Source organism: Mesorhizobium sp. M4A.F.Ca.ET.022.05.2.1, assembly GCF_003998845.1.
Lineage (GTDB): Bacteria > Pseudomonadota > Alphaproteobacteria > Rhizobiales > Rhizobiaceae > Mesorhizobium.
The window spans coordinates 1-8,773 of record NZ_RZOJ01000262.1 but is presented as its reverse complement, the minus strand read 5'-3'; the positions used below and the strand labels follow the sequence as shown (position 1 = coordinate 8,773).

The following is an 8,773-nucleotide window of genomic DNA, read 5'->3' as shown; positions in this document are numbered from 1 at the left end:
TTCTCGAGCCGCACCGGCAGGCCGAACTGCCGGCTGAGGATGTCGATCAGCGGCACATTGTGCCAGCCGGCCAGCGTCGGCGGCCCGATGACGATGCCGGCCTTGGGGTCGAGCGGACCGGGCGCGCACATGCCGATGCCGGTGACTTTGGCCTGCGGGTGCTCCTTGAGCAATTTGTCCGCCAGCGTGATGATCTGGCCGATCACCGCCTCCGATCCTGCGCCGGCGAGCGTCGGCGCCGAGACGCGGGCGACGACGTCGCCGCCGCGCTCGATCAGCGCGCCGCGCAGCTCCGTGCCGCCGAGATCGAAAGCGAGCGCGACCGTGTTCATCACGCGGCGGCCTTCAGGCCGTGCAGCCAGGCCATGCGCTGCGCGAGGTCGGGGTCGCCGAAGGCAAGCGAGCCAAGCACCACCGTATCGGCGCCGGCGGCGCGCAAGCTGGGCACCGTCTCGTGGCGGATGCCGCCGTCGGCGGCAAGGATGATATCGGCCTCGCGGCCGGCCTTCCTGATCAGCGCGCGCGCCTCGATCAGGCGCGGACAGGCCTGCTCCGACAGGCTCTGGCCCTTGACGCCGATCGACGTGCCGAGAAGTGTCACGAACGCCACCTCCGCCAGGAACGGGACGATTGCCGCGACAGGCGTTTCCAGCCGCAGCACGACGCCGGCCTCGGCACCGAGTTCACGCGCCAGCCGCACGGCGCGCAGGCCCGCCTCGCCATTCTCGGTGTGGATGGTGACGAGGTCGGCGCCGGCCTCGATGAACTGGCGCGTCTGCGCTTCGACGATCTCGGCCTCGACCATCAGATGCACATGGATCGGCTTCGCCGTCAGCCTGGCGATGCGGGCCACGAGGTCGGGGAAGAACAGGAAGCCCGGGGTGAAGCGGGCATCGGCGACGTCGATGTGATGCAGGTCGGCATAGGCTTCGATGCGCTTCAGGTCGCGTTCCATATTGGCGAGGTCGGCCGACCACAGCGAGAATTCGCCGAGCAGCCTGTTGCGTGGCAGGGCGGCGATTGCGGCGGGGCCGGACAGGGATTTGCTGGTCATGACGGAATGAGGCTCCGGACTTTCGAGTGGGACTGGAGGAACGTGGTGATCTCAGTGTGCAACTCACTGAAATGCTGCTTGCTGTCGCGCGCCTTGGGCGTGACCTCGGCGAAGACGGCGTTGGGCATCGTGGCGGCGAGCGCGTAGGCGCTCGACATCGGATGCACGGCATCCATGGCGTTGCCGACGACCAGTGCCGGAACGGCGAGCGCGGCCGCCTCGCGCTGGGAAACACCCGGTCCGTCTGCGGCAATATTGGCCAGCACCTGTGCGAAGGCCTTGGCGTCGGGCCGGTCGAAATAGCCGAGCAGCGAGGACAGATTGTCGGGCGCCTCGTGATAGAGGCGCGTGGCCGTCGCCGATTGCGCGAAGATCGTCCTCGCCTTGTCGGGCCCATGCTCGAGGATCAGTTCGGCGACCTCGGCTATGGGCTGCATGTTCGGCGGTGCCGCCGCGAAGATCCAGGCCGGCCGCACCAGAACCAGGGCGGTCACGCGCGTCGGGTGGCGGCAGGCGAGACGGACCGCGATCCCGGCGCCCATCGAGACGCCGCCGGCAACGAAGCGGTCGAGGCCGGCCTGGTCGGCGGCGGCGAGCACGTCGTCGGCGAACACGTCGAAGGAAAACGGTCGCCGCTCGCCGAGACCGGAGCCGCCATGCCCGCGGCATTCCAGTGTGAGGCGCCGGAAGCCGGCGGGGAAGGTCTGGGCGACCTGCGCCTCGCCGCCGCCCAGCCCGTGCTGGAAGACGACCGCCAGACCTTCGCCGGCGTCGGTGAACCGCAGCGTGGCGCCGTCGCGAGAGAGCGTCGCCATCACACCAGCCCCTTCAGGAAACGAGCGACACCGGGCGCTTCCTCGGCGGAAAGCCCATGCGTCACCAGCGGCCCATCGAAGCCGGCGTGCTTCAGCCGGGTGATGAAGTCAGGAAAGTCGACCACGCCTTGCCCGGCCGTGGCGAAGCGGCCGTCGGCGAAGCGGTCCTTGGCATGCGCCATGGCGACATGGCCGGCCGTGCGTTCGACCGCGTCGGCGACGATGGCACGCGCCTGCACGGCATCCGCCTGCTCGAAGAGGTTCGCCGGATCGAGCACGACGCGCAGCCGCTTCGAACCCATTTCGGCGATCAGGCGCGTCGCGTCGGCGGCGGAGGCAACGATGTTGGCCTGCTCGGGCTCGATGCCGAGGTCGACGCCATGGCGCTCAGCAATCGCAAGCGCCTTCTCCATCTCGCGCGCCATGTCGGCCCAGGCCGAGGGGTCGGCATTGCCGGGATGATGCGCCCACTGGTCGTCGGGGTTGCGCGTTCCGGTGCAGAGCGTCACCAGCGGCGTGGAAAGCCCGGCGGCCGCCTCGATCACCAGCGCCAGCCGGCGCAGGCCGTCGTCGCGCACCGCCCTGTCCGGATGCGCCATGTTGTAGGTGCCTGACAATGCGACAAGAGCCACGCCAGAAGCTTCGGCGGCAGCCTCGATGGTCCGGATTGCCTCGTCGGGAACCGCATCCGGCATCGATGGCAGGCCGGCGCAGGCGAGGTTGAACTGGGTGACCGCGAAGCCCGCATCGCGCACGGCGGCAAGCACGCCGGCCGGCTCGCTACCCGGGAAGGTCTTGGCGAACACCCCGACCTGCATCAGACCGCTCCCGTCACGCTGGCGATCTCGACGCGCTCGCCGCTCTCGACCGAGCGGGCGATCGCCACCATGGCGCGGATCGAAGCGAGCCCGTCCTCGACATTGGCGCCGCGCATCGGCTTGCCGTCGAGCACGGTATCGGCGAGGCCTTCGATCTGGCGCCGGAAGAAGTGGCCGTCGGCGCCGAGCGGCTTGCGCGAGGTCGCGTCCTTCTCGTGGAAGATGTCGACCTCACTCGCCCGGAAATACCAGGGATTGAAGGTCTTCGCGATTACGGAGCCGTTCTCGCCATAGAGCTGGAAACCTTCGTGCCAGTCCATGCGCAAGGCGACGGTGAGATCGAGATGGCCGAGCGCGCCATTGGCGAACTCGGTTTCGACGAACCAGCAATATGCGCCGAAACGCTTGTTGAGGCGCGCCCGCACGGCGGTGATCTCGCCGGCGAGGAAGCGCGCCGTGTCGACGAGATGCGAGCCGTGCGCCAGCATGAAATATTGCCTGAGATCGGCTTTCGGGTTGCCGGCCGGCTTCCGCGCCAGCTTGCTGGTCACCGGCAGCGGCTGCACCGCGTCGGTGTTGGTGTAGCGATGCGTGGAATCGCAATACCAGGCCTTCAGCGCCAGGATCTCGCCCATCTCGTCGCGGACGAAATCGCGCGCCGCTTCCAGCGCCGGATCGAAGCGCTTCATGTGCCCGACCTGCAGCACCTTGCCCGAGCGCTTGACCGCTTCGGCCAGCTTTTCGCCTTCCTCGACCGAGACGCCGATCGGCTTTTCGCACAGCACATGCTTGCCGGCCTCCAGCGCCTTGATAGACATCGGTACGTGATAGGCATCCGACGTGGCGACGATCACTGCTTCCAACTGCGGGTCTGCGAGCATCTCGTCATAGTCGCCATACATTCTTTCGGGCTCGTAGGTCGCGCCCATGCGCGCGAGCAGATCGGGCGCGGCGTCGCAGATCGCATAGAGGTCAGCACTGCTTGCCTTCGCGCAGGATTCCAGATGCGCGAACTGCGCGATCGGCCCGCAGCCGAGCACACCGACACGAAGGCGACGGTCTTTCTTGCGGATCATCGTCTCAGGCTCCGTATCCGCGCATGGTCTGGCGGTTGGTCTTGACCGCGCCGGCTGGATCGGCGGCGGCGGTCTCGGATTCCTCCTCCAGCACCAGCCAGCCGTTGAAGTTGGGCGCCGCGCTCGCGATCTCGATCACCTTCGCCGTGTCGCAGACGCCCTTGCCGAGCATCGCCCAGGTGCCGCCGGCATCGACATCCTTCAGGTGCACGTAGCGGATGCGGTCGCTATAGGTGGTGAGCGTGTCGGCCATGTCCTTGTGGCCGCGCAATATGTGCCCGGTGTCCGGCACCCAGCCGACCAGCGAGGCGTCGAGCAGGGAAAAGATCCGGTCGTAGTCTGCGCGGTCGAAGAGCAGCGTGTTGTGGTGCGAGCTTGGATGCACCGCGACCTGGACGCCGGCTTTGCGGCCGATCTCGCCGGCCTTGTTATAGACTTCCGCCGCAATGGCGAACTTGTCGTCGCGAGGCCCGTCGGAGACGACGGTCGCAGAGCCCATCGAGACAAGCGCGCCCGGAAAGGCCGCGGCAAAGTCGATCCATCGCCTGGCGGTTTCGAGGTCGGCGCCGATCTGGTCCTTCAGCGTGAAGCCGCTCTTCGAACCGAAGGCGAAGGAGACCAGCGTCAGGCCGGAGGCCTTCAGCGCGGCGGCGAATTCCGCCGGCTGGCCGGCATAGCGGCCGATCATCGTGTCGGTGATCTCGATGCCGGCATAGCCGCCATTGGAAATGGCCTTCAGGAGATCGTCCGGGCCTCCGGCAAAACGGTCTCCGAGCATTTCCCAGGTGAAGGTCTGGCAGCCGACTTTGAGGTCTTTCACGTTCATCCTTTCAATCCTTGATACCGCCCATTCCGTGATGTCGTTCTGGGTCTTCATGGGATGGACATCTACTTGACCGAGCCCGCGGTCATCCCGGCGAGGAAGTACCTCTGGGCAAGAAGGTAGATGAGCAGGAGCGGCAGCGAGCCGAGCACGCTCATCGCCATCATCTGGTTCCATTCGAAAGCGTGCTGCCCCATCAGCAGCTGGATGCCGATCGGGACAGTGCGCATGGAGGTCGACTTCGTCAGCGTCAGCGCGAAGAGGAACTCGTTCCAGCACAACAGGAAGGTATAGACCGAGGTCGCCACAATGCCGGGAAGCGAGATCGGGACGATCACCCGCCAGAGTGCGGTCCAGCTGCTGCCGCCGTCGACGGCGACGGCCTCGTCGAGATCGCGCGGCAAGGTGTTGAGATACCCGGTCATCAGCAGGATCGCGTAGGGCAGCGTGAACACCAGGTAGGTCACGATCAGCGCGATATAGGTGTCGAAGATGCCATACGAGACGACGAGCCCGAAGAAGGGGATCAGAAGCGTGATCGGCGGAATCGTCTGCGTGCTGATGATGAGCGTGTTCAGGCTGCCCTTGCCGCGGAAGTTGAAGCGGCTGAACCCATAGGCTGCCAGCAACGCGATCAGCACCGTCAGCACGGTCACCGCTCCGGCCACGAAGTAGCTGTTGAAGAAGAAGCGCAGTTTTACTGGGTCGCCAAGGATGGCCGCATACGCTTCCAGCGTGAACGCCTTCGGCAGGATGGTTGGCGGCAGGGCAAAGATTTCGGTATTCGATTTGAACGAGCTGCTCAGCATCCAGTAGATCGGGAATGCCGCGAAAAACAGCCCGGCGGCAAGCGCGACATGCAGCGCGACGGTGATCAGCCGGTCTTTCGGCGTGTGCCTTTTCCTCATGGTGACTACCGAGCCTTCTGATAGCGGATGTAGAACAGTGTCAGGCCAAGAGAGATCAGCAGGATGATCACGGCGCTCGCCGCCGCCTGGGACAGGTTGTAGCTCGAGAACGCCAGCTTGTAGGTGTAGGTGCTCAGCACCTCGGTCGAGTAAATCGGACCGCCGCCCGTCGTTATCCAGATCAACGGGAAGACCTGCATGGTCCAGATGAAATCGAGCAGCGAGATGCTGATGATGATCGGCATCAACTGCGGAATGGTGATGAAGATCAGCTTCTGGTAGGCCTTCGCGCCATCGATATCGGCGGCCTCGTAGAAATCCTTGGGAATGCCCTGCAGGCCTGCGAGCAGGCTGACCATGAAAAGCGGGTAGCCCGCCCAGATATTGGCGAAGGTGACGGCGTGCAGCGCCGTCTCGGGCGAGGAAAACCACTCGACCTTGGAACCGATGATGCCCAATTGCATGAGGATGCTGTTCACCACGCCGTTGGGCTCGAGCAGCAGGCGCCAGATCACCGCGATGATCACGGCGGTGAATAGCCAGGGCAGGATGTAGAGCACGCGCAGGACATTGCGCAGCGTCGGATTGATGCGGTCGCTGTTCAGCATGAGCGCGAAGATCATGCCGATGGTCATGTGGAAGATGACGCTCATGCAGGTGAAGTAGAGCGTGTGCCACAGCGAAGCCCAGAACACGGGATCGGCAAAGATCGCCTGGTAATGTTTCAGTCCGGCAAAGGACGGGTCGCGCCGCAGTACCGCGCTGTTCTGGAACGAATAGCCAATCACCGTCACCATCGGCAGCAGCATCAGCAGGCCGATGATGATGAGCGAGGGCGACAGGTAGAGATAGGGTGCGACCGCTCGTTTCAGCCTATGGTGGGAGCGCTTCTGCGGGGTCATATGCCAACCTTGGGACACGCCTTCAAGAGAAGGGGAGCTTCGGAAACGGGTCCGTCTCGCATTGCCGATGCGTTGTTGCCGGGAGGCCTGCCCGAAGTCAGGCCGCCCGGTAGAGATCGCAAAACAGGCCGATCAGAATTTCGCTATCCAGCCCTTTTGAGCATTGGCCGCGGCTTCTTCCGGAGATTGTTCGCCGGCGAGCATCTTCTGGGCTTGCACGTCGAACTGGGTCATCAGGTCTTCCGCCACCGGCAGGCCCGTGAACTCATTGGCAAGATAGCCGGTCTTGAAGATTTCGAAAGCCTTGCCGAAAGCCTTGTCGGAAGTCACGAAATCGGGCTTGGCGTTGACGTTGCCGGGGAAGGCGTTGGCCAGCGACACGAGCTTGGCGTTCACCTTTTCACTCATCAGGTATTGGACGAGCTTCCACGCCTCCTCCTGATGTTTCGAGCCCGCGGAGATGCCGATGCCCCAGGAGGCGTATGGCAGGCCGCGCTTGCCGCTATAGTCCTCCACGACCGGGACCGGGATGAGGTCGAAGTTCAGCTTGGGATTGCGTTGGCGGATGAGGTTCACATGCGCGAGCGAGTCGATCATCATCCCGACCCGGTCGTTGACGAATTCCTCGACCTTTTCCTGTTCGGTCTTGGTGGCGATGCCGGGCGAGATGGTGCCCGCGTCATTGAGCGATTTGACGAAGGTCAGCATATCCACCACCGGCTTTGCCTCGAGAGCCGGCTTGCCGTCAGCCATCATCGATTGACCCGATGCCCAGACCCACGACATCATGTCGTTCTGGACACCGGACGGCGTTTGCAGCGACAGCGGCAGCACCCAGCCATACTGGTTCTTGTCGGCCTGGGTCATCTTCTTGGCGGCTTCGAGGAACTCCGCGCGGGTCGACGGCAGCTTGGTGACGCCCGCCTTGGCGGCGAGGTCCAAATTCACGAACACCGGATAGACGAACGAAGCCACGGGAAACATCACCGCTTTGCCGTCCACCTTGATGATGTCCGCGACCTGGGCTTTGTCGAAGCCGCTCGCATCCATCATCGGGTTCATGTCGGCCAGCGCGTTCTGCGCGTTCAAATTGTTGACCCAGGCGCCGTCGAGACCAACGACGTCGCTAAGCGTTCCCGTCGCGGCACCAACCGAGATCTGGTCTCGCGTGGTCGCATAGGGGCCGCTGACCAGCGTCACCTTGATCCCGGGATTCGCGGCCTCGAATTCGTCCATGATTTTCCGCAAGGAGCCTGCGGGCAGCTCAGGCTCCCACCACTGGGTGAACTCCAGCGTGGTGTCCGCCATGGCGCCGGTTGCGCCAAGCAACCAGGCGGCCGCGGCCATTTTCAGCATCGCGGGTTTTATCCGAAACGTCATTCTCTCCTCCTTCTTTAAGATCGGCCGCACAATGCGGACGATCGTCTGGTTCATTCAGAAGTCTTCATTCGCAGGCGCCTCGCTCTCGCCTGCCGGCTCTGCCGCAGTCCTTCAGATCGCCAGATGCGTCTCGGGATCGAAGAAATGGAGCTTGGTATCATCCACGGCCAACCGGATTTCCGAGCCGGAGTGGATGGCGCTGGTCGGCTCGAATCTCGCCACCGCGTTCGATGCCAGGCCATAATCCTCCACCGCGTCCGGATCGCCGGAGTCCACCCGGACCGCGTCGATGTTCAGGTGGACGATATGTTCGGAGCCGAGCTCCTCGATCGAAGTCACCTTTGCCGGTATCGTCTGATACTTGCGGCCGGATTCGAGGCTGCTGTCATAGAGATCCTCCGGCCGTATGCCGAACACGATCTTGCGCCCCTCATAGGACCTCAGGGCGGGCCTGCCAACGAAAGCTGCATCCTGCAGCCGGATCGCGAAGTCACGAAAAATGAGCTCGCCGCCCTTCAGGGTCGCTTCGAAAAGGTTCATCGACGGGGAACCGATGAAGCCGGCGACGAAGGCGTTCACCGGCGATTCATAGAGCCTCTTGGGTGTATCGACCTGCTGCAGCACGCCGCCCTTCAACACCGCGACCCGGTCCCCCATCGTCATCGCTTCGATTTGGTCGTGAGTCACATATATGGTCGTGACGCCGAGCTGCTTTTGCAAGCTGGTGATTTCGGCGCGCATCTGAACGCGCAGTTTCGCGTCCAGATTGGAAAGGGGCTCGTCCATCAGAAAGGCGGCGGGCTCGCGCACCATGGCGCGGCCCATGGCAACCCTTTGACGCTGCCCGCCTGAAAGGTTCGCGGGTTTGCTGTCGAGCAGCGACGTCAGCTGAAGGGTTTTGGCGATCTCGTCCACGCGCTTCTTGCGCTCGGCCTTCGGCTTGCCAGCCAGCCGCATCGAAAAGGCGATGTTTTCGAACACCGTCATGTGCGGGTAG

10 protein-coding genes are annotated in these 8,773 nt (G+C 64.1%); all 10 read right to left on the bottom strand.

Going from position 1 to position 8,773, the window contains the following annotated elements; all coding sequences use genetic code 11:
- Positions 1-332, bottom strand: a 332-nt coding sequence (locus tag EN745_RS23775; RefSeq protein ID WP_145992108.1) for an ROK family protein, incomplete at its 3' end; no start/stop codon positions are given.
- Positions 332-1,054: a ribulose-phosphate 3-epimerase gene (locus EN745_RS23770; RefSeq protein ID WP_127407731.1), complete on the bottom strand. Its 723-nt coding sequence runs from the start codon at positions 1,052-1,054 to the stop codon at positions 332-334. The genes EN745_RS23770 and EN745_RS23775, both read right to left, overlap by 1 nt.
- The gene (locus EN745_RS23765; protein ID WP_127422402.1) at positions 1,051-1,869 is read right to left on the bottom strand and encodes an alpha/beta hydrolase; all 819 of its coding nucleotides are present in this window, start codon (positions 1,867-1,869) and stop codon (positions 1,051-1,053) included. The genes EN745_RS23770 and EN745_RS23765 overlap by 4 nt, the downstream gene beginning before the upstream one ends.
- Positions 1,869-2,687 (bottom strand): sugar phosphate isomerase/epimerase, encoded by an 819-nt coding sequence (locus EN745_RS23760; RefSeq protein ID WP_127407379.1) that lies wholly within the window; start codon positions 2,685-2,687, stop codon positions 1,869-1,871. Before EN745_RS23760 ends, EN745_RS23765 begins: the two co-directional genes overlap by 1 nt.
- Positions 2,687-3,763 carry a Gfo/Idh/MocA family oxidoreductase gene (locus EN745_RS23755; protein ID WP_127407378.1) on the bottom strand — a complete coding sequence of 359 codons (1,077 nt, stop codon included), beginning with the start codon at positions 3,761-3,763 and terminating at the stop codon, positions 2,687-2,689. The genes EN745_RS23760 and EN745_RS23755 overlap by 1 nt, the downstream gene beginning before the upstream one ends.
- A gap of 4 nt (positions 3,764-3,767) precedes the next feature.
- On the bottom strand, positions 3,768-4,589 hold the full coding sequence (locus tag EN745_RS23750; RefSeq protein WP_127422401.1) for a sugar phosphate isomerase/epimerase: 822 nt from the start codon (positions 4,587-4,589) through the stop codon (positions 3,768-3,770).
- A 62-nt stretch (positions 4,590-4,651) separates the two neighbouring features.
- Positions 4,652-5,494 (bottom strand): carbohydrate ABC transporter permease, encoded by an 843-nt coding sequence (locus EN745_RS23745; RefSeq protein ID WP_126056131.1) that lies wholly within the window; start codon positions 5,492-5,494, stop codon positions 4,652-4,654.
- 5 nt (positions 5,495-5,499) lie between these two features.
- Positions 5,500-6,396: a sugar ABC transporter permease gene (locus EN745_RS23740; RefSeq protein WP_126056130.1), complete on the bottom strand. Its 897-nt coding sequence runs from the start codon at positions 6,394-6,396 to the stop codon at positions 5,500-5,502.
- Between the two features lie 132 nt (positions 6,397-6,528).
- Positions 6,529-7,776, bottom strand: coding sequence for a sugar ABC transporter substrate-binding protein (locus tag EN745_RS23735; RefSeq protein ID WP_126056129.1), 1,248 nt, complete (start codon positions 7,774-7,776; stop codon positions 6,529-6,531).
- Between the two features lie 111 nt (positions 7,777-7,887).
- Positions 7,888-8,773, bottom strand: an 886-nt coding sequence (locus EN745_RS23730) for an ABC transporter ATP-binding protein (protein ID WP_145992107.1), incomplete at its 5' end; no start/stop codon positions are given.